Source organism: Myxococcus faecalis (genome assembly GCF_050039385.1).
GTDB classification, from domain to species: domain Bacteria; phylum Myxococcota; class Myxococcia; order Myxococcales; family Myxococcaceae; genus Myxococcus; species Myxococcus fulvus.
The window spans coordinates 2809315-2828642 of record NZ_CP144336.1; the positions used below are offsets into that span (position 1 = coordinate 2809315).

Here is a 19328-nt window from a genome sequence, read left to right on the forward strand (position 1 = left end):
TATCGAGACCCGGGGCCGTGCACGGCTCAAGCACCGTCCCCCAGGGTGAGCCGCACCGACGCGCGCGAGTGATGCCGCCCCGAGAGCGCACCTCGTGGGTACGCCCGCCTCGCGCATCCATCCGGGTCCTTGCGCGAGCCTCTCGCACCATCGGGATGAGCGCGCCCCACCTCACGCATCCATCCGGGTCCTTGCGCGAGCAGCTCGCGCCATCGAGATGAGCGCGCCCCACCTCGCGCATCCATCCGGGTCCTTGCGCGAGCAGCTCGCGCCATCGAGATGAGACGCGCTCCCCTGGAATGGTCCCGGAGCCCCCTGCCCTCTCAGTGCTGTCCCGCGCGCACGTGCTTGAGCGTCACCGCCGCGAGCACCGCGAGCGACGCGAAGACGACCACACCCAGCCCCGCCGCGATGTTGATGCCTTGCGTGAAGGACTCCCGCGCGGGTGCGAGCACCGCGTCGCGCAGCCCCGCGGGTAGCGCGGAGGTCGACGTCACGGCACCGATGATGCTCTCTCGCACGCTGTCGGCCACGCCGTCCGGAACTCCCGCCGGCACCGCGTCCGCCATGTTCCGCCGGTAGATGGCGGTGGCGAAGCTGCCCAGGATGGCCACGCCCAGCGCCACACCGAGCTCGTTCGCCGTCTCCGACGTGGACGCGGCCGAGCCCGCCTTCTCTGGTGGCACCGAGCCCACCACCAGGTCCGTCCCCAGCACCGCCATGGGCGCGAGTCCCATCGTCACGATGACCGAGCCGATGACCAGCACGACGGGCCCACCCACGCTGTCCACCTGGGACATCACCAGGTAGCCCACGCTGGAGAGCGCCAGTCCCGCCGCCATGACGTAGCCCGGCCGCATGCGGCGCACGACGAAGGGCCCCAGCGACGAGCCCACCATCATCCCCAGCATCTGCGGCACCATCCACATCCCCGCCTCCAGCGGCGTGCGCCCCGCCACCATCTGGAGATAGAGCGGCACCAGCAACCCCATGCCGCCGGTGACGATGGCCACCAGCAGCAGGATGAGCAGCGTGGCGCTGAACGCGCGATTGGCGAACAGCCTCGGGTCCAGCAGCGGGTGCTCCAGCGTCAGCTGCCGCCGCACGAACACCACGCCCATCCCCAGCCCCACCACCAACGCGACGAAGGCCTCCACCTGCCAGCCGTGCCGCGCCAGCTCCTTGATGCCGTAGATGGTCGGCAGGATGGCCGCGAGCGACAGCACCACGCTCGTCAGCTCCAGCCTCCCCGCCGAGGCATCCCGGTACTCGGGCAGCAGCACGGGCGCCGTCAGGAGCAGCACCCCCATCACCGGCACGCCCAACAGCAGCGCCGCGCCCCACCAGAAGTGCTCCAGCATCCAGCCCCCGAGCAACGGCGCGATGACCATGCCGATGAGGAAGCAGTTGAGCCATACGGCGATGGCCACCGAGCGCTGGCCCGGCGCCTGGAACATGTTGCTGATGAGCGCCAGCGTGGAGGGCATCAGCGTGGCCCCCGCGATGCCCAGCGCCGCGCGCGCCGCGATGAGCATCTCCGGGCTTCGCGAGTACGCCGCCACCACCGACGCCACGCAGAACCCCGCGGCGCCCACCAAGAGCAGCTTGCGCCGGCCGATGCGGTCCCCCAGCGTGCCCATCGTCACGAGCAGCCCGGAGAGCATGAAGCCGTAGATGTCCATGATCCACAGCTGCTGCGTGCTGCTCGCGCCCAATTGGGAGCTGAGCTGCGGCAGGGCCAGGTACAGCACCGTCACATCCACCGAGATGAGCAGCGTGGGCAGCACGAGCACCGCCAGCCCCGTCCACTCCCGCCGTCCCGCCCGCGCGGGCACCGGGCTCGCCAGGTCCTGCTCCGTCGTCAGCATCGTGGGTCTCCCCGCTCTCGCGGCGAAGCGCTGCCTCGGGATGCCCCAGGTCGGCGCCGAGCCCGCCGACGGCCACGTCGCCCACTCCTGACAACACACCCCTGGCGGCCCGCACACGAGCGCGCCTCTTCCATGTCCTGTCGATTCAGTCGGGACCGCGCCGTCACGGAGGGGGCCTCGGGAGAGGAGGCCGTCCGCTCCGGAGGCTAGCGGCCCACCGTCTGGCGGGCGCGCTCCACCATCCGCCCCGCCCAGGGCTCCGAGCGGTGGCTCCACACCCAGGCCGCACCGAGGAAGCTCAAGCCGAGCAGCACGAGCACCAGCCGCGCGAGCACCGAGGGCCCCGCCTCAGCCTGCGCCATGCTCAGCCCACCACCTTGTTACGGCCGGTCTTCTTCGCCTTGTAGAGGTTGGCGTCCGCGACCTTGATGAAGTGCGTGGGCTCCGTCATGTCGCCGGTCATCTCCGCCACGCCGATGGAGATGGTCACCGGAATCTCCTTCTCGTCGTAGACGAACGCCTTCTCCGCGATGAGCTTGCGAATCTTCTCCGCGAACAGGCGCGCCTTGTCCGGCCCGTCCTCGGGGATGACCACGGCGAACTCCTCGCCGCCGTAGCGCGCGAAGCACTGCTCGCGGCGCACCAGCCGCTTGACGGACTGGGCCAGCTCCCGCAGCACGTAGTCCCCGGCCAGGTGCCCGTGGACATCGTTGATCTGCTTGAAGTGGTCGATGTCGAACATCATCAGCGACAACGTGCCCTTGTACCGGCTGGAGCGCCCCATCTCCCGCTCGAGGTACTCGAGGAAGAAGCGCTTGTTGTTCACGCCGGTGAGGCCGTCCGCGATGGTCAGCGTGTAGATGGTCTCGTGGTACTGGGTCTCGATGTTGTCGCCATCGAGGAACTTGAAGATGGAGCCGCCGACCTTGATGAGGTCGCCGCTGCGCAAGGGCTGCGCCTGGAGCACTTCCTGGTCGTTCAGGTAGGTGCCGTTGGTGGAGCCCAGATCCTCCACCAGCATCTTCCCGCCCCGCCCCAGCACGCGGGCGTGCCGGCGGGAGACGTTGTCCAGGTCCACCACGATGTGGTTGTGCTGGTCCCGGCCAATGGTCAGCTCGGAGTCGTCGACAAGGTACTTCTTGCCGAGCTCCGGGCCGTGGATCTGCACGAGGCAGCACTCGGTGCTGCGCTCCGGGCGCAGATCCAGGGAGGAAATCTTGGTGACGCGCGTTTCGTCGCCTGACATCGCCGCCAAGGCTAGCACGACCCCGTTTTCGGAAGCCAAGCAACCCAGGTGGGAACCGTGCTTCCCGGCGTCCTGCCGGAGCCCCGGGGGCGCCGATGTCCCACATCTGGCGAGTCCGGCCCGGTGAAGAGGACGTGGGCGGGCGGTTGGGCACTCAACGAAGGCAGCCGAGCAGGCCTCGGCGCCCTTGTCGCCCGAGGGGGGCGGACTAACGTCCGGCCCACCTATGTCCAAAGTCCTGGCGATGATTCTTGCGGGCGGCGCTGGCACGCGCCTGGAGCCCCTCACCCGTGAGCGGGCCAAGCCCGCCGTCCCCTTCGGGGGGCGCTACCGCATCATCGATTTCGCCCTGTCGAACTTCACCAACTCCGGCGTCTACCGCGTCAAGGTCCTGACCCAGTACAAGAGCGACTCGCTCAACAACCACCTGTCCCGCGCCTGGCGGATGTCGGCCTTCCTGGGCCACTACGTGGAAGCCGTGCCCGCGCAGATGCGGACCGGCGTGGACTGGTACAAGGGCAGCGCTGACGCCATCTACCAGAACCTCAACATCATCACCGACGAGGAGCCCGACTTCATCTTCGTCTTCGGCGCGGACCACGTGTACCGGATGGACACGCGGCAGATGCTCGACTTCCACGTGTCCAAGCGCGCCGCGTGCACGGTGGCCGCCATCCCCGTGCCCATCGAGCAGGGCCGCGAGTTCGGCATCATCGACGTGGGCCCCGACGGGCGCATGCGCCAGTTCCTGGAGAAGCCCAAGGACCCGCCGCCCATGCCGGGCAACCCGAAGATGTGCCTGGCCTCCATGGGCAACTACCTCTTCACCACGGAGGTCCTGGTGCAGGAGGTGGTGCGTGACGCCGCCAACGAGGCGAGCGCGCACGACTTCGGCAAGTCCATCATCAGCGAGCTCTACAAGTACGCGCCGGTGTACGTGTACGACTTCGCCACCAACGAGATTGCCGGGCAGGAGCCCAAGGAGCGCGGCTACTGGCGGGACGTGGGGAACATCGACGTGTACTACCAGTCCAACATGGAGCTGGTGGAGGTGGACCCCATCTTCAACCTCTACAACGACCGCTGGCCCATCCACACGCAGGCCAACAACTACCCGCCGGCCAAGTTCGTGTTCGCGGACCAGGACAACCAGCGGGTCGGCCACGCCACGGACTCGCTCATCGCCGAGGGCTGCATCATCTCCGGCGGCAAGGTGAACCGCTCCGTGCTGTCCCCGAAGGTGCGCGTCAACTCCTACTCGGAGGTGGAGGCGTCCATCCTCTTCGAGAACGTCACCATCGGCCGCAGAAGCCGCATCCGCAAGGCCATCATCGACAAGAACGTGGAGATTCCGCCGGGCACGACGATTGGCTACGACCCGGTGGAGGACAAGCGGCGCTTCCACGTCACGCCGGATGGCGTGGTGGTGATTCCCAAGGGCATGAAGGTGACGTGAGGCGGCCATGGGCGCGTCGGGCGGGCTCCACCTTCGGCCAGCACGGGACTCGGACCGGCGCGCCCTGTGGCGCGTCCACACCGAGGCGGTGGGGACGTTGTGTCAGGGCGTCTATGCGCCCGACGAGCTGAGCACCTGGGTGCGGCTGTTGCGGCCGGAGGGCTATCTGCGCCCGGACCGGCCGCGCACCGTGCTGGTGGCGGAGCGCGACCGGCGGCTGGTGGGCTTCGGCCAGTTGGACTCGCTCAACGGGGAGCTGGAAGCGCTGTATGTGCTTCCGGACCAGGTGGGCCACGGCGTGGGCACCCACCTGCTCGCCGCGCTGGAGTCGGTGGCCTGGGGCGGAGGGAGTCCCCAGGTGGGCCTGGACGCGAGCCTCAACGCGGAGGACTTCTACCGTCACCGGGGCTACGTGTCGCTGCACGAGGCGCGGCGGCCCCTGACGGCGCGGGTGCAGCTGGCCTGCGTGCGGATGCAGAAGCGCAGGCCCGTGCTCCCGACGCGCCGTGGGGCCACCACGGCAGCGCCCGCGCCTATCTGAAGGCGGCCTTCACCTCGGGCTTGAAGAGCACCACCAGGGCCCAGATGCTGATGGGGAGCGCCAGGCAGCCACAGGTGCCACAGCATGGCACCAGTGACGCGAAGCAGCCGGCCACCGCGAGCCCCCAGTTCTGGAGCTTCTTCATCATCAGCGCGCCGAAGAAGGCGAGCGCGTTGAGGAGGATGACGGGGCCGTACCACATGAGCCGGCCCGCGAAGGAGCTGGTGGAGGTGAGCAGGGCGCGGTTCTGCTCCAGGGCGTCCTGATAGGGCGCGAGCGCCGGGTTGTTGAAGAGCTGCTCCAGGTCGTCCGGATTCACCGGCGACAGCAGGCTGACGATGGCCCACAGCAGGCTCACGCCGGCCAGCACCATGAGCAGGATGGCCGGCACGGACACGGCGTCCTTGGGGTTGGAGCGAGGAAAGCCGTCTCCCGCGGGAGCTCCGTAGGTGTTCTCCATGTCCTTGTCTCTCCCTTGAAGCGTGAAGGGTGGGCCCGGGCCCACGCGCGTGGGGCGCATTCCAGCCAGGGGACGGGGCGTGGACCAAGGAAAATGGCACGCCGTCGTCCCCGGGCTGTCGTTGTAGCTCAGGCCTTGAAGGTGAGCAGCGGGGCCAGCCGGGCCACTTCGCGGACGATGCCGGCCTCCACCTGGGAGTCCACCACCGGACGGATGGGCTTGTAGGCGGCGGGGGCCTCCTCCACGCGGCGCTCGGCGCGCAGGGAGATGCAGTCCACGCCGGACAGGCCCAGCGCGGCCTCGCTGTGGTCCGCTCCGCCGCGCGACATGGAGAAGCGCGAGCGGGCGCGGCCCGCCCCGTGCGACGCGGACTCGAGCGAGCGCGCGTCGCCGCACCCCACCATGAGGAAGGACGTGGCGCCCATGGAGCCGGGGATGATGACGGGCTGTCCGTCGCCCGCGGGGCAGGCCCCCTTGCGCGCCAGCCACCCGCCCTCGTACGGGAGCGTGAGGTTGTGGGGCACGTCGTAGACGAGCGGCGCCTCCACGTCCCCGAACAGCTCGCGCAGCGTCTGACGCAACAGCTCCGCGAGCAGCAGCCGGTTGAGGAAGGCGTAGTTGGCGGCGGTGGCCTCGGCCTCCAGGTAGCCGGCGACGAGCGCCTCGTCGGCGAGCGGGAGGATGCCGCTCTCCGGGAAGGGCGCGCCCTGGGGCCAGGCCTTGCGCGTGCGCTCCCGCCAGGCCACGCCCACGTGCTTGCCCACGTCCCGGCTGCCTGAGTGAATCATGAACGCGAGCTGGCCTTCGCGCACGCCCCACGCCCAGGCCCGCGCGCGGTCCTCGACGGCCTCCACGCGCTGCACCTCGACGAAGTGGTTGCCTCCGCCGATGGTGGCCAGGCCCGCGTCGCGCACCACGCCCTCGCGGGTGAGCGCGTCCGGTGCCCAGGTCGGGTCGCCGTGCAGCGCGCCGCCCAGGTGGATGCGGTCCACCTCCGCGTCGAGCTGCGCCAGGTCCGCGGTGCGAGCGCAGCCCAGCGGCGTGTCCAGCGTCTCCAGCAGCCAGCCGGGGAGGCCGTCACGCAGGAGCGCGGTGGAGGCGCGCGAGGACATGGCGACGTCCCGCGTGCCGAAGAAGTAGTGGCCCTTCATGCGCTCGACGAAGTCGTCCCGGCGGGAGAGGAAGTCCTCCACCGACAGGTCGGCGACGTGCAGGCGCATGCCGCAGTTGATGTCGGTGCCCACGGCGCCGGGGACGACGAGCCCCCGCGTGTGCAGCACCGAGCCGATGGCCACGCCGGAGTCACCCGGGTGGAAGTCGGGGGTGGCGCGCACGCGGAGGACCTCTCCGCCGCCCGGGTGCTTCAGGGCCGCGAGGTGCGCGAGTTGTTGGAAGGCCTTGCCCTCGACGGGCAGGTCCGGGGGGAGGAGCACCTCGGCGGGCGGCGCGTTCGCGTCACCCAGGAGGCGCACGGAGTAGAGGCGACCGTCATAGGTCACCTCGAGCCCCTCGCGGGCAAGCGCCCGCAGGAGCCGATTCAGTTTCGGCTGCATGACCAACTCGGGAATGCCCCGAGGGCTCGCGTACGAGCGCCCCGGGGGGACGTGGCGGAGGAGATGGTGGACCTTGGGTCAGCAGCCGCGGTCGCCGGACGGCCCGAAGGCCATCCTCAGCGCGCAGGGACGCCGTGGGTCCACGAACCTGACGACTTCCTCCGCCCGGCGGGCCTTCCGCGTCCGCGCTCCGTCAGTGCCAGGCGAGCGCCTGGGAGGCGCGACGCATGTCCCCGTCCCGAGGAATGAGGCGTCGCCCAAGCCGTCTTCGCGGAGCGCTTCTCCTGTGCGAACTCCGGTTCGCAACGGACCCTCACTACGTCGCGCCGGACAGGCCGCCATCCACGTTGATGGCCGCGCCGCTGATGTAGCCACCGCGCGGTGACAGCAGGAAGGCCACCACGTCGGCGAACTCCTCCGCGCGGCCCACGCGCCCCAGGGGGATACCCGCGTTGCGCGCCATCTCCGTCTGGAACGTCTCCACCGGCTTGCCCAGCTCCTGCGCCCGGCGCACCCACTGGCCACTCTCGATGATGCCCACCAGCACCGCGTTGACGCGGATGTTGCTCGGCCCCAGCTCCTTCGACAGCGCCTTGGTGAGCGCCAGGCCCGCGGCGCGAGACACCGACGACGGCGTCGACTGCGCGCCCGGCGTCTTCGCCCCGATCGCCAGCACGTTGACGATGGCGCCACCACCCGCCTCGCCCAGCAGCGGCAGCACATGGCGCGACGCGCGCACGGCCGCGAACAACTTGAGCTGCAGGTCCGCTTCCCAATCCGCGTCCGACACCGACGCGAAGGGCCGCGCCGCCGCGGTGCCGGCGTTGTTCACCAGCGCGTCCACCCTGCCCCACCGCGCATGCGCGGCGTCGACGAAGTGCTCCACCTCCCACGCCTTGGACACGTCCGCCTGCACCGCGAGCACGTCCCCGCCCTCGGCCCTCAGCGCCTCGGCCGTGGCCGCCAGCCGCTCCGCGCCCCGGGCACAGAGGGCCACCTTCGCCCCCTCTCGCACGAGCCTCCGGGCCACCGCCGCCCCCAGCCCGTCCGAGCCTCCCGTCACCAGCACCACCTTGCCACCCAGCTCCAGGTCCATGTGCGCCTCCGTCCCGGGCCATGACACCAGGAGGCCCGGGAGAGCGCCGCCTGCCTGGCCACCGACGCGCGGCCGATGACGCCGCGCGCACGGTGGAGGCTACGCCATCACGCCGGCTGCTTCACCGGCACATGCCGCTTCTTGTCGAAGGCCACCAACGTGTTGGCGATCTCCTCGTTCACCAGCCGCAGCATGTCCTGCTTCTCCCGGAACGGGAGGAAGGCGCTCTTGAAGCCGGAGACGATGATGGTCGCCAGGTCGTCCAGCGACAGCCCCAGCTCCTTGTGCGCCACCCACAGCTCCTTCGTCACCGTGGTGTCGGTGATGAGGCGGTTGTCGGTGTTGATGGTCACCCGCAGGCCGTAGTCGAAGTAGAACTTCAGCGGGTGCGCCTGGAGGCTGGACACCGCGCCCGTCTGCACGTTGGACGTGGGGCAGACCTCCAGCGGAATCCGGTGGTCGTTGACGTAGTTGAGCAGGTCCCCGTCCTCGCGCAGCCGCGTGCCGTGGCCGATGCGGTGCGAGCCCAGGTTGTGGATGGCCTGGGAGATGGACTCGGGGCCGTACGCCTCACCGGCGTGCGCGGTGCAGTTGACGTTGTTCTTGAGGATGAGCTGGAAGGCGTCCTTGTGGTCCTTGGCGGGGAAGCTCGCCTCGGCGCCGGCCAGGTCGAAGCCGATGACGCCCCGGTTCTTGTAGGCCACCGACAGCTCCGCCAGCCGCATGGACGTCTGCGGGTTGATGTGGCGGATGCCGCAGACGATGACGCCGCACTTGATGCCCGTCTCGCGCTTGGCCACGCGCAGGCCCTCGAGCACCGAGTCGATGACCGTGGTCATCTTCAGGCCCTTCTGCAGGTGCAGCGCGGGCGAGTAGCGCACCTCCAGCCAGCGCACGTTCTCCGCCGCCGCGTCCACCGCCAGCTCGTACGCCGCGCGGTAGAGCGCGTCCGCCGTCTGGAGCACCGAGAGCGTCACGTCGAACGCGACCAGGTACTCCTCCAGGCTCTTGCACACCTCACCCATGTGGATGGCGCGCGCCAGGCCGTCCTCGGTGTCCGCGGGCAGCTTCACCTTCTGCTGCTCGGCCAGCTCGAGGATGGTCTTCACCCGCATGGAGCCATCCAGGTGGCAGTGCAGGTCCGTCTTGGGAAGCGCGTGCAGCAGCTCCTCCGTCACCGCCAGCGTGGGGGGCGGGACGAAGTCCGTCCGCCGGGCTCCAGAAGGGATGCCGGTGGCGCTGGGAATCTCGTCGTCACGAATCGTAGGCATGGTCGAATTTCCTTCCTTACGCCATCCTCCAAACCATGTCGCCCCGCGCGTGTCCATGCAGGCACACCCTCCTCGCCCTGGCCCTGACATTGGTGTCGGCCGCGGGGTGTCGAGAACCCGCGCAGACGGCTTTCCGGTACTCCACGGATGCATCCTCCCGCGCGGGCCTGACGCCGCTGTCCGACGGGGTCCTCACCGGCAACGAGGCCGGCGCCGTGGTGCGCCTGGACCGGACGGGCACCCTGCAATGGCGGGTGGCCCTGGGCCGCGAGGTGGCCACGCGCCCCGTCGTCGCGGGTGACAGCGTCATCGCCGGGACGGTCGCCGGAGACCTGGTGTCCCTCTCCCTGGCGGACGGCTCGGAGCGCTGGCGGCTCACCGGTGAGCCCCCCGTCCTGACACCCCTCGTCGTGGCTCCGGACGGGCAGTCCCTCTTCGTGGTGGCCCCGGATGGCGCGGTGCGTTCGCTCGCGGTGGACACCGGGAAGGTCCGCTGGAGGACCCCCGCGCCCAAGTCCGCCGAGCCCCCGCCGGAGTCGGGCCGGGGCCTCCCCGCGCCAGTGCTGGCCGACGGACGGCTCGTCGTCGCGCTCGTCGGCGCGGGCCTCGTGGCCCTGTCCGTGGCGGACGGCGCCACGCTCTGGCGGCAGGCCACGAAGGACGTGCTCGGCCTGGAGGCGGAGGGTGACGTCCTGTTCCTCGGCACGAAGGCGTCCCAGGTCCGGGCCCTCCGCGCGAAGGACGGCGGGATGCTCTGGGAGAAGACCGTGGCGGACTCGCTCACGGGCCCGCCGTCCCTGGCGCTGGGCATGTTGTGGGTGGGGGCTCGGACGCAGGACGCGCCGGTGCTGGTGGGACTGTCTCCGTCGGACGGGAAGGAGCTGGCGCGCATGGGGCTGCCCGACCCGCTCACCACGCGCGTGGCCGAGGCCATCGGGGAGCTGCTCCTGGTGCCCACGCAGGGACGGCAGGGGCGACTGGTGGCGCTCAAGCGTCCGACGTGGGAGCGCGCGTTCTCCCTGCGCACCGACACGGCGCTGCGCTCGCCGCCGGTGGTCCAGGGGGACCAGGTGTTCGTGCTCGGACAGGACGGGCGGGTGCTGTCCTGGAAGCTGCGCCCGCTCGAGAACAGTCCCTGAGGCGAACCGTATCCGTCAGGCGCCTTCGGGCCCGCGCGTCCTTACCGGAATCCGCGCCCGTCCGACGAGGCCTTACACGCTCAGGACTCTGCTGGTTCGAATCCAGCCCCCTCCACTCACGTGGAGGGGTAGCCAAATGGTAAAGGCACCAGATTAAAAACCTGGCAGTCGACCCTCATGGCTTCCTCACTCGGGCGCGGACTGCCCCACCCCGCTACCCTGGCATCAGGAAGCGGGCGATGACGCGCTTGAGGCCCACGGCGCCGCCGAACTCCACCGTCACCTTCGCGTTGGGCCCCGTGCCGTCCGCGGCGACGATGCGGCCCACGCCGAACTGCTCGTGCCGCACGCGCATGCCGCGCACGTCGCCGCTCACCCCGTCCATGTCCGACGCCTGTGAGTAGGAGCGGTCGATGCGCGGACCGTCGTCCTCGTCCCAGGTCCGCTTGCGCGGCGCCGCCATGGGAGCGGGCCGGGGCGGCTCCGGGATGTCCTGCTCGCTGATGCCGAACAGCTTGGGGGGCACGTCGCGCAGGAAGCGGCTGGGCGGGTTGTAGCGAAGCTCACCGAACAGCGAGCGGCACTGCGCCAGGCTCACGAAGAGCCGCTTGCGCGCGCGCGTGAAGCCCACGTAGCAGAGCCGCCGCTCCTCGGCCATCTCCTCGCCGTTGTCCGGGTCCTCGCCCTTGAGCGCGCGCGAGTGCGGGAAGACGCCGTCCTCCAGGCCCGTGAGGAACACCGCGTCGAACTCCAGGCCCTTCGCCGCGTGCAGCGTCATCAGCGCCACCCGACCCTCGCCCACCTCCGCGTCCGCGTCGCCCACCAGCGAAATCTGCTCGAGGAACGCCTGCAGCGGGGGCGTGTCCGCCGACAGGGGCGCCGCGTCCACCTCCGGAGGCACCTCGACCTGAGGCCCGGACGCCGCGGCCACCGCCGCCGCCGCGCGGTTCAGGTCGAACTCCTGCGCGGCGCCCAGGAACTCGCGGAGGTTCTCCGCCCGCGTCGTCGACTCGTCGCTGCCCTCGGCGACCAGCGTCTCCACCAGCTTCGTCTCGCGGAGCATCTCGTCCACCGCGCTCGCCGCGTCCGTCGTCCCCTGCGCGTAGCGGTGCAGGGACTCCAACAGCCCGTGGAAGGTGCGCAGCCGCTTCACCGCGGTGGTGTTGAGCGCGGGGATGAGCCCGGGCTCGGCGAGCACCTCGTAGAGGCTCTGGTTGCGGGTGTTCGCGTGGTCCACCACCCGCTCCACCGTGGTGTCGCCGATGCCGCGCGCCGGCGTGTTGATGATGCGCAAGAGGTCCGCGTCCGAGCGCGGGTTCACCATCAGCCGCAGGTACGCGGACGCATCCCGCACCTCGGCCCGGTCATAGAAGCTGCGCCCGCTCACCAGCGTGTACGGCACACGCGCCAGCCGCAGCGCCTCCTCCAGCACGCGGCTCTGCGCGTTGACGCGGTAGAACACCGCCATGCTGGAGAACTTGATGAAGCCCTCCCGCTGGAGCGCGAGAATCTGCCGCGCGACCTCCTGCGCCTCCATCCGCTCGTCGCGGTTGAGCATCAGCTGGAGCGTCTGGCCCGCGGGCCGGTCCGACCACAGCTTCTTCTCCATCCGGCGCGTGTTCTTCCGGATGACCTCGTAGGCCGCGTCCAGGATGTTGCGGTCCGAGCGGTAGTTCTGCTCGAGCTTCACCACCTTGGCGCCAGGGTACTCGCGCGGGAAGTTGAGGATGTTGTCCACGTCCGCGCCGCGCCACCGGTAGATGGACTGGTCGTCGTCACCCACGACGACGAGGTTCGCCGAGGGCGGCGGCGCCAGCTGCTTGAGCAGCGCGTACTGCACGGGGTTGGTGTCCTGGAACTCGTCCACCAGCACGTGGTGGAAGCGCCGGCGGTAGTTCTCCAGCACCTCCGGCCGCTTGCGGAAGAGCGTCACCAGCAAGAGCAGCAGGTCCCCGAAGTCCACCGCGTTGGCCGCGCGCAGGCGCTCCTGGTACGCGTGGTAGACGCGCTGGACGAGCAGCCCGCGCTCGTCCCCGGGCTCCACCTCCATGTCCTCGGGCAGCCGGGCCTGGTTCTTCTCCTGGTCGATGCGGCTCAGGATTTCGCGCGGCTGCATGGACTGCTCCAGCCCCGCCTCGCGCATGGCGCGCTTGACCACGTTGAGCTGGTCGCCGTCGTCGTAGATGACGAACGAGCGGGTGAGCCCCACGTGCTCCGCCTCCCGGCGCAGAATCATCGCGGCCGAGGAGTGGAACGTGCTCACCACCAGGTCGTTCGCCTGACGCCCCAGCAGTTGCACCAGGCGCTCGCGCATCTCGCGCGCCGCCTTGTTGGTGAAGGTGACGGCGAGGATGCGCCAGGGGAACACCTCGTGGACCTTCACCAGGTACGCCACCCGGCGGGTGATGACGCGCGTCTTGCCGCTGCCCGCGCCCGACAGGACGAGGAGCGGGCCGCCGTGGTGCAGCACGGCCTCGCGCTGGGGGTCATTCAGGTCTTCGAGGAGGGCGGATTCGTGGACGTTCACGGGCGACTCGGGGGGAGCCCCTGCTTCTAACGTCTTTCACCGTCCGGTGGGCGTCCTTCCGCACCCCCTGGCACGCCCGGCCGGTCCCTCGGGCGCCGAGGCTCGGGTATATAGGGCCAGACATCATGTCCGACGCCCCCTCCGTCCCCCCGGCGAAGCCCTCCCAGGCCGCGCTGGACCGCTACGCCGAGCTGTTCAACCAGAGCCTCACCCTGCGCCACTTCGGCGCCCAGGTCGCCTTCCCGGAGGGCCGCAAGGTGGTGGTCACCATCCCCGAGCTCAAGCCCGAACACCGCGGCGGCGTGGGCAGCGCCGCGGCCGTCAACGGCGGCATCCTCGCCGCCCTCTTCGACTACGCCATCGGCACCAGCGGCGCGCTGGTGGACCCGTCCAGGAGATGCGCCACCGTGCAGCTCTCCATGAGCTTCCAGCGCCCCGTCACCGGCGACCACCTGCGCGTGGAGGCCGAAATCGACAGCCAGGGCCTCACCCTGCTGTTCGCCACCGCCCGCGTCTACGACAGCGAGAACCGCGTCTGCGGCCAGTGCCAGGGCGTCGTCCGCCTCTCCAACCTCCCCTGGCCCTCGGGGGAAAGCCCCGCCGCGAACTGACCTTTGGCCACTCCTCCGCACATCCTGCTGGCGCCCGGCGATATGTCCGCCACGGACGTACGTTCCCCGGAGACCGGGGAGCGGCCAGAGCCCCCAGACGCAGCAGAGCGACGGGAAGACGGCATGAGTGCAGCCGTGCAGGGCCTGCGGATGACGACGGTTCGACTAGCGAGGGAAGCCGAGGAGCCGATGGAGGCGGCGCGCGGGGCGGACGAGGAGGTCCTGGCGCGCAAGGCGCTCGCCGGCGACCGGTCTGCCTGGGACGCGTTGGTTGCGCGCCACCACCGCCGCGTCGTGGTATCGCTCCTGGCCCGGGGCGTCCGGGTGGACCGGGCCCACGAGCTCGCCCAGGAGACGTGGGCGAGGCTCATCCAACAACAGCAGCGTGGGCTGCTGACGGAGCTGCGCCTGCCCAACCTCGCCCTCACCCAGGCGGCCTTCCTGGCCGCGGACGATGCCCGCCGGGCCCGGCGAGAGTCCATCTCCGGGGCGGTGGAGGAACTGCCCGAGCGTCAGCATCCGGTGGACCCGGCCGTGTCCGCCGAGCGTCGCCTGCTGTCCGAGGAACAACTGTCCCGCGCCCATGCCGCGCTCGCCCAGGTGTCGCCGAGCGCGCGGAGCGTCTTCCTCCTGGCCTGTGACGGCCAGGAGCTACCCCATGCCGAAGTCGCCGCGAAAGTCGGACTCTCCGTCCAGCGCGTGCGGCAGATCCTGTGCGAGGTGCGCAAGAAGCTGCGCTCCGCGCTCGAGGAGGAGACCCATGCTTAAGCCCCACCTGACCCGCGACTCCGCGGAGCAGTACATCCTGGGCGCGCTCGCCCCGGAGAAGGCGGCGGCGTTGGAGGCCCACACGCTGGAGTGTGAGCCTTGCGCCCTGCTGCTGCAGGAAGAGGCGCTCCTGTCCGAACAGCTCAACGAGGTCGCCCAGGACTGGAGCGTCCGCGAGGAGCGCGTGGCGCGTCCCGCGCGCTGGCACGCGCGCCGCGCGGCCGCGGGCGTCGCCATCGCGGCCCTGGCGGCCTCGCTGGCCCTGGTGCTGCTGCCCGGGGGCAAGGCCACGCAGTCGCGGGAGCTGGAACCCGGGGAGGTGCTGCCGCCCACACTGGCGCTCGGACTGGAGGAGGACCTTCCGGCGACGAACGTGGTGGCCTGCCCGGACCTGGCCACGCAGGCGTTCTGCACGCGCAAGGCGGCGGAGCGGGGCCTGCTGGTCATGACCCCCTCGGGCATCGCCGAGGTCCCCCGCTATGAGGCCCGGACGGGTCTCCCCGAGGGCGCGCTGAGCGCGCGCCAGCCCGTGTCGCTGTGAGGACGCCCGCCATGGACTTCCGGAAGAATCTCGCCGCCCTGCTGCTCGCCCTGGCCGCGCCCGCGGCCCTGGCCGAGCTGTCGGGCAGCACGCCGAAGCTGCCGGTGGGCTGGTACGTCACCGAGAGCGCCCCCAAGCGCTACGAGGCGGGCGTGGACACCAGCGCCCCGTGCGAGGGCAGCCGCAGCGCGTACCTGCGCTCGCTGAGCCACGACGAGGCGGGCTACGGCACCTTCATGCAGGCCTTCGGCGCGCAGGACTTCCGCGGCAAGCGGCTGCGCTTCTCCGCCGCCACACGCGTGAAGGACGTGGATGGCTGGGCGGGGCTGTGGATGCGCGTGGAGGGGCCGGACCCCAAGCAGCCGCTCGCCTTCGACAACATGCAGTCGCGCGCGCTCGTGGGCACCCGCGGCTGCAAGCGCCACGAGGTGGTGCTGGACGTGCCCAAGGAGGCCACCACCATCATGGCTGGCCTCATCATGAGCGGCACGGGCCAGGCGTGGCTGGACGGCGTGCGCTTCGAGGTGGTGGACGAGTCGGTCGCCGTGACGGACCTGCTCGCCTCGCGCCCGCTGGTGGCCTCCACTGGCCCCGCCGGGCTGGACGAGCCCACGCCGGTCGCGAAGAACGACCAACTGCCCGTGGGCCGCGTGGGTGACATCTGGTTCAACAACGGCCGCATCGCGGCGGCCAAGCCGTACACGCGGCGCCACGACGGCGTCTGGGTCAGCATCCTCTCCGAGGAGATCTACGAGCACGGCATCGCCGTGACGGGCACCTTCGGCCAGCGGCAGGTGGACCTCCGCGTGAAGGCCGGCACGTCGCTCACGCACATCGAAGGCAGCTGGGGCGAGGAGCCCGTCAGCATCCAGCTCAGCCCGGACGCGCTCACCATGAAGTGGGGCCGGCTGACGCGGCAGCTGAAGCGGGACAAGGACGCGCCGGTGGACAGCACCTGCAACCGCTATGTGACGACCGAGGGTCCGCGCGTCCTGGACCTCGTCGACGTGTGCGGCGCCGCGCTGAGCACCCGCCCGCCCACCGCGCAGCTCGTGCTGAGCTTCCTCGACAACGGCTTCCGCCGCGTCGTCCCCCCGCGCAACTTCCCCATCCCGCAGCCGCCCGTCCGCAGCCGCGAGGCGCTCAACACACCGAGCGTCACCGCTCCGCCGCAGTAGTCGTGACGGTGGGCCCTTGGAGTCCCGAGGCCGCTCGCGCGGCCCCTGGGACGGCCGGGGCCTTCCTCTCAGAAGGCGAAGTCCCGCTCCAGCGTGTCATTGCCCGCCTGCACCGAGAGGTGCGCGGTGCGAGCGCCGGTGGCGGAGGCCGAGGACAAATCGAACGACAAACCCTCGGGCCCGTTCGTGGGCCTGAGCGAGGGGCGGCCGGGGCTCAGGAACACCGCCGCCGTCACCGTCCTGCCCGCCAGGGGCTGCACCAGGAGCCGCACGCGCTGACGCTCGCGCACCAGCACCACGCGGAAGTCGCGCCGCTCCTCCAGCACCTCGCGCTGCTCCGGGTGGCGCGCCGAGGACGGGCGCTGCGACACCGGGGCGCGGGACGAGCGCGCGGCCCGGGCCACGCCCGCGTCGCCCTCGTCCATCTCCAGGGCCTCTTCAATCGCGTCGTCACCCTCGCCCAGCGCCAGCACCGCCTGGGCGCACTCGCCACAGCGCGCGGTGTGCGCGTCCACGCGCTCGCGCTCGTCGGCCGTCATCAGGCCCATGTCGAAGCGCCACAAATCATCCCGTGTGAGGTGACGACGGGGAGGCGCATCCACCGGCGCGGCGTCCGCGATGTCCGCGCGGCACTCGGCGCAACCCTGGATGTGGGGGGTCGGACTCTGGGGGCCGGAGGTCCACGTCGCCACCAGGTCATCGCAGCCGGCCCGGGCACCGAACCACCAGGCCTTGTCCTGCTCCGCGGGCTCGAGGAGCGCTTGCTCCTGGCGACGCTCGGGGTTGAGGGGAATGAACCAACGGGCCCGGGGAAGCAGCAGCGCGTCCAGGTTCCCGAGCGACTCGAGGAAGCGGTCTCGATTTCGCGCCGCATCCCCCTGCAAGTCGCCATGCAGGCCCTCCCAGGCGGCGAGGGCAGATGCCTGCGAGGCGGCCCTGTCACGAGCGGCAAGTCCCTCCAGCGCCGAGGCGCGCCACACCTCGGCCTCCTCACCCCCGTCCAGCGCCACCTCCATCGCCTCTTCCGCGGCCCTCAACAGCACGGGCTGGAGCGCCTGCGGTTTCTGCGCCTGAAGCCAGGTCTCCACTTCCGGTCGACCGAGGCCCCGCAGGGCCGCCTCCACACCTTCGGTCCCCCATTGGGTCGCCCGCCTCAACAAATCTCCGGCGGCTTCGAGGACGACTCCTGGGGGGACACTCGCGGCGGTGAGCTGGGAGCGACGGGCGGCAGAGCGGGACATGGCTTCGGTCTTCATGACTTCATTCCTCCTGAATACCCCGGGGTGTGGCCGGGAAGGAGGCTCACGCTTCCTCCCCTCGTGGCGACTCGCGCTGGAGATCCAGCAGGTAGAGCTTCAAGTAGGCCTGCGCGCGACTGACGCGCTTGTAGGAATTGACCACGGTGATGTTCAGCCGACGCGCGCATTCCTCGTGATCCTCCACGTCCTCGTGGTGATACAGCTCCCATGCCGAGGCCTCCTTGGGGTGCTCCTGCTGGAGCCGTGCGAACGCGGCCCAGTACAGCTCCTGGGCGTCCGCGCGCTCCTCCGTCCTCCTGCCCATCTCGACAGCGCGAGCCCGCTCGGAAGGCGGCTCTTCCATGACGTCATCGGGGTCCGACGAGGGCGCCGCGAGCTCCTCGCGGTGCCGCCGGTAGAAGTCGATGGCCACGTGCTTGACGATGCGCAGGAAGAACGTCTTGGGAGACGCACTCCGGCCCGGCATCTGCTGGGAGATGCCACGGAACTGGTCCAGCCCGCGGTCGAGGAACTTGCCGACCGCGTCCTGATAGAGCTCGTCGCCGTCCGCTGGGGAACCGCGACCGTAGCTCGCCTGAATCTTGCTGATGACGTACCGGGCAGGCCGGCTCCACCGCTGAACCAACGCTCCGAGCGGGCCTCCAATGGGCTCGTTCGTGGCGCGGCGGCGGACCACCTCCGCGAACAATTCGTCATCCGTGAGCTGCTCGAACACCGGAAGGACCTGGGAGCTGTGCCCGGAGACCCGCCCCGGGAGATGGGATTACAGGGATGTCGCGCGGCAAGGTACCACGTTGGCATCCGCAGGCAGCCTCCGAGTGGAGCAGGGGTGCCCAGGCCACCCGGACGACCGGACAGTCGTGGCACCCACGAAGCCCGACGCCCGGGTCGCCGACTTCCTGACAGGATGATCCCCGGGGCCGTCCGGGAGGGGGAACGGGAATCTCCCGGTCAGGAACGTGGGGGCCCCCCGTCCCTGGCCGCATTGCTTCCGGGCGCCTGCCCACCCTCCCGCTTCCAAGGAACCCTCAGTCATGTCCCCCCGCACCATCGTCATCGGAGACCTCCACGGCTGCCACGACGAGGCCCTGGAGCTGCTCGCCAAGGTGGGGGCCACCTCCAGCGACCGCGTCATCTTCGCGGGGGACCTGGTGGACCGGGGGCCCAAGCGCCGGGAGTGCGTGGAGCTGGCCATGCGGCACGAGGCCATCCTGGGCAACCACGAGGAGACGACGCTGCAGCAGCGCCACCGCGCCGCCGAGCGGCTGAATCCCGACCACCTGGAGACCCGGCAGGTGCTCGAGCCCGAGCACTACGAGTGGATGGCCCGGCTGCCCCACTACCTGAGGCTGCCCGAGCACAACGCCGTCGTCGTCCACGCCGGGATGATGCCCGGCCTGCCCGTGGAGGCGCAGGACCCGTACCACCTGCTCCACGCGCAGTGCATCCAGCCGCCCGCGAAGAAGAGCTACTGGCCCTCCAAGGCACCGGCGGGGTGGACGTTCTGGACCCACCACTGGAAGGGCCCGGAGCGGGTCATCTTCGGACACACCGTGTTCGACCAGCCGCTCGTCACCGAGCACGCGGTGGGCATCGACACGGGGTGCGTCTACGGACGCTCCCTGACGGCGGTGGTGCTGCCGACGTGGGAGCTCGTCTCGGTGCCGGCCCGGAAGACATACCGGGGCGGCAAGGACGTGGCGAAGTTCCCGGTGCATGGCGACGTGTGCGTCTACTCGTGAGCACCCGTCACCGACGCGTCGACTCCGACTGAAAAGCCTCGCGCCCGGCCGACAGGGCCAGACACGCAATGA

At 70.7% G+C, this 19328-nt stretch carries 18 protein-coding genes; 8 read left to right on the forward strand and 10 right to left on the reverse strand.

Annotated elements, in window-relative coordinates:
• Positions 1-323 precede the first annotated feature (323 nt).
• The 3 genes from VZQ01_RS10985 to VZQ01_RS10995 form a co-directional block, all read right to left on the reverse strand.
• Positions 324-1868, reverse strand: coding sequence for an MFS transporter (locus tag VZQ01_RS10985; protein WP_223784484.1), 1545 nt, complete (start codon positions 1866-1868; stop codon positions 324-326).
• A gap of 206 nt (positions 1869-2074) precedes the next feature.
• Positions 2075-2230, reverse strand: coding sequence for a hypothetical protein (locus VZQ01_RS10990; protein ID WP_194869235.1), 156 nt, complete (start codon positions 2228-2230; stop codon positions 2075-2077).
• Positions 2231-2232: 2 nt separating this feature from the next.
• Entirely contained in the window at positions 2233-3114 is an 882-nt protein-coding gene (locus VZQ01_RS10995) for a GGDEF domain-containing protein (RefSeq protein ID WP_046711675.1), read from the reverse strand.
• Positions 3115-3340: 226 nt separating this feature from the next.
• Between VZQ01_RS10995 and glgC the strand changes: the two genes are divergently transcribed.
• Positions 3341-4570, forward strand: coding sequence for a glucose-1-phosphate adenylyltransferase (gene glgC, locus VZQ01_RS11000; protein ID WP_223747810.1), 1230 nt, complete (start codon positions 3341-3343; stop codon positions 4568-4570).
• 7 nt (positions 4571-4577) lie between these two features.
• The gene (locus VZQ01_RS11005) at positions 4578-5111 is read left to right on the forward strand and encodes a GNAT family N-acetyltransferase (protein WP_223747809.1); all 534 of its coding nucleotides are present in this window, start codon (positions 4578-4580) and stop codon (positions 5109-5111) included.
• Here the strand turns inward: VZQ01_RS11005 and VZQ01_RS11010 are convergent.
• The 4 genes from VZQ01_RS11010 to add form a co-directional block, all read right to left on the reverse strand.
• A complete protein-coding gene (locus VZQ01_RS11010) occupies positions 5104-5571 on the reverse strand; it encodes a hypothetical protein (protein WP_223747808.1) in 468 nt (155 codons plus the stop codon). The two genes, VZQ01_RS11005 and VZQ01_RS11010, sit on opposite strands and share 8 nt — an antisense overlap.
• Positions 5572-5699: 128 nt before the next feature.
• A complete protein-coding gene (locus tag VZQ01_RS11015) occupies positions 5700-7124 on the reverse strand; it encodes an RtcB family protein (protein WP_223747807.1) in 1425 nt (474 codons plus the stop codon).
• A gap of 316 nt (positions 7125-7440) precedes the next feature.
• Positions 7441-8220, reverse strand: a complete 780-nt coding sequence (locus VZQ01_RS11020) for an SDR family oxidoreductase (protein WP_426747794.1) — start codon at positions 8218-8220, stop codon at positions 7441-7443.
• 107 nt (positions 8221-8327) lie between these two features.
• A complete protein-coding gene (gene add, locus VZQ01_RS11025) occupies positions 8328-9491 on the reverse strand; it encodes an adenosine deaminase (protein ID WP_046711669.1) in 1164 nt (387 codons plus the stop codon).
• Positions 9492-9583: 92 nt separating this feature from the next.
• On the opposite strand from add, the gene VZQ01_RS11030 reads away from it, so the two are divergent.
• Positions 9584-10630 carry an outer membrane protein assembly factor BamB family protein gene (locus tag VZQ01_RS11030; protein WP_426747796.1) on the forward strand — a complete coding sequence of 349 codons (1047 nt, stop codon included), beginning with the start codon at positions 9584-9586 and terminating at the stop codon, positions 10628-10630.
• 214 nt (positions 10631-10844) lie between these two features.
• Here the strand turns inward: VZQ01_RS11030 and VZQ01_RS11035 are convergent, their stop codons facing one another.
• Positions 10845-13157, reverse strand: coding sequence for an ATP-dependent helicase (locus VZQ01_RS11035; RefSeq protein ID WP_426747798.1), 2313 nt, complete (start codon positions 13155-13157; stop codon positions 10845-10847).
• A 125-nt stretch (positions 13158-13282) separates the two neighbouring features.
• On the opposite strand from VZQ01_RS11035, the gene VZQ01_RS11040 reads away from it, so the two are divergent.
• The 4 genes from VZQ01_RS11040 (at position 13283) to VZQ01_RS11055 (ending at position 16255) form a co-directional block, all read left to right on the forward strand.
• Positions 13283-13768 (forward strand): PaaI family thioesterase, encoded by a 486-nt coding sequence (locus tag VZQ01_RS11040; protein WP_141326223.1) that lies wholly within the window; start codon positions 13283-13285, stop codon positions 13766-13768.
• 123 nt (positions 13769-13891) lie between these two features.
• Positions 13892-14536: an RNA polymerase sigma factor gene (locus tag VZQ01_RS11045; RefSeq protein WP_223747803.1), complete on the forward strand. Its 645-nt coding sequence runs from the start codon at positions 13892-13894 to the stop codon at positions 14534-14536.
• Positions 14529-15077, forward strand: coding sequence for a zf-HC2 domain-containing protein (locus VZQ01_RS11050; RefSeq protein ID WP_223784481.1), 549 nt, complete (start codon positions 14529-14531; stop codon positions 15075-15077). The genes VZQ01_RS11045 and VZQ01_RS11050 overlap by 8 nt, the downstream gene beginning before the upstream one ends.
• An 11-nt stretch (positions 15078-15088) precedes the next feature.
• Positions 15089-16255, forward strand: a complete 1167-nt coding sequence (locus tag VZQ01_RS11055) for an AraC family transcriptional regulator (protein WP_426747799.1) — start codon at positions 15089-15091, stop codon at positions 16253-16255.
• Positions 16256-16323: 68 nt separating this feature from the next.
• Here the strand turns inward: VZQ01_RS11055 and VZQ01_RS11060 are convergent, their stop codons facing one another.
• Positions 16324-17511 carry a hypothetical protein gene (locus VZQ01_RS11060; protein ID WP_223784479.1) on the reverse strand — a complete coding sequence of 396 codons (1188 nt, stop codon included), beginning with the start codon at positions 17509-17511 and terminating at the stop codon, positions 16324-16326.
• 46 nt (positions 17512-17557) lie between these two features.
• Positions 17558-18229 (reverse strand): RNA polymerase sigma factor, encoded by a 672-nt coding sequence (locus tag VZQ01_RS11065; RefSeq protein WP_046711661.1) that lies wholly within the window; start codon positions 18227-18229, stop codon positions 17558-17560.
• A 319-nt stretch (positions 18230-18548) separates the two neighbouring features.
• Here VZQ01_RS11065 and VZQ01_RS11070 point away from each other — a divergent pair, with 319 nt between their 5' ends.
• Entirely contained in the window at positions 18549-19256 is a 708-nt protein-coding gene (locus VZQ01_RS11070; RefSeq protein WP_223747799.1) for a metallophosphoesterase, read from the forward strand.
• Positions 19257-19328: the final 72 nt, after the last annotated feature.

Coding starts and splice junctions, on each gene's coding strand:
- VZQ01_RS10985 (WP_223784484.1), bottom strand. CDS start 1,868: ATGCTGACGACGGAGCAGGACCTGGCGAGCCCGGTGCCCGCGCGGGCG.
- VZQ01_RS10990 (WP_194869235.1), bottom strand. CDS start 2,230: ATGGCGCAGGCTGAGGCGGGGCCCTCGGTGCTCGCGCGGCTGGTGCTC.
- VZQ01_RS10995 (WP_046711675.1), bottom strand. CDS start 3,114: ATGTCAGGCGACGAAACGCGCGTCACCAAGATTTCCTCCCTGGATCTG.
- glgC (WP_223747810.1), top strand. CDS start 3,341: ATGTCCAAAGTCCTGGCGATGATTCTTGCGGGCGGCGCTGGCACGCGC.
- VZQ01_RS11005 (WP_223747809.1), top strand. CDS start 4,578: ATGGGCGCGTCGGGCGGGCTCCACCTTCGGCCAGCACGGGACTCGGAC.
- VZQ01_RS11010 (WP_223747808.1), bottom strand. CDS start 5,571: ATGGAGAACACCTACGGAGCTCCCGCGGGAGACGGCTTTCCTCGCTCC.
- VZQ01_RS11015 (WP_223747807.1), bottom strand. CDS start 7,124: ATGCAGCCGAAACTGAATCGGCTCCTGCGGGCGCTTGCCCGCGAGGGG.
- VZQ01_RS11020 (WP_426747794.1), bottom strand. CDS start 8,220: ATGGACCTGGAGCTGGGTGGCAAGGTGGTGCTGGTGACGGGAGGCTCG.
- add (WP_046711669.1), bottom strand. CDS start 9,491: ATGCCTACGATTCGTGACGACGAGATTCCCAGCGCCACCGGCATCCCT.
- VZQ01_RS11040 (WP_141326223.1), top strand. CDS start 13,283: ATGTCCGACGCCCCCTCCGTCCCCCCGGCGAAGCCCTCCCAGGCCGCG.
- VZQ01_RS11045 (WP_223747803.1), top strand. CDS start 13,892: ATGAGTGCAGCCGTGCAGGGCCTGCGGATGACGACGGTTCGACTAGCG.
- VZQ01_RS11050 (WP_223784481.1), top strand. CDS start 14,529: ATGCTTAAGCCCCACCTGACCCGCGACTCCGCGGAGCAGTACATCCTG.
- VZQ01_RS11055 (WP_426747799.1), top strand. CDS start 15,089: ATGGACTTCCGGAAGAATCTCGCCGCCCTGCTGCTCGCCCTGGCCGCG.
- VZQ01_RS11060 (WP_223784479.1), bottom strand. CDS start 17,511: ATGAAGACCGAAGCCATGTCCCGCTCTGCCGCCCGTCGCTCCCAGCTC.
- VZQ01_RS11070 (WP_223747799.1), top strand. CDS start 18,549: ATGTCCCCCCGCACCATCGTCATCGGAGACCTCCACGGCTGCCACGAC.